Below are 263 nucleotides of genomic sequence, written 5' to 3' on the forward strand. Positions count from 1 at the left end.
GCCGTCGATGGTGACGGTGATGGTGCTCTTGGTGCCGTCGGCGGTGGTGACGGTGAAGGTTTCGACCAGCTTTTCGCCCACGGCCAGGGCCTGGACCTTGGGATCGTCGTTGTCGAGTTCGTACTTCCAGTTGCCGTTGGCGTCGATGGAGAACTTGCCGTGCTCGCCCTTGGCGTCGGTCTGCGGGTTGAAGGTGGCTTCGCCCGCGTCCTTGTCGGTCACGTCCAGCTTGCCGCCGGTGACGAGGTTGCCGTCTTCCTCGA

The 263-nt window shown here is 63.9% G+C and carries 1 protein-coding gene; it reads right to left on the minus strand.

Annotated features, from left to right (window positions below):
- The coding region (locus tag SB764_RS41330; RefSeq protein ID WP_410866945.1) for a VCBS domain-containing protein at window positions 1-263 on the minus strand (263 nt) is incomplete at both ends.

The sequence above is a fragment of the Paraburkholderia sp. SIMBA_027 genome (genome assembly GCF_046535315.1).
Classification (GTDB): Bacteria; Pseudomonadota; Gammaproteobacteria; order Burkholderiales; family Burkholderiaceae; genus Paraburkholderia; species Paraburkholderia tropica.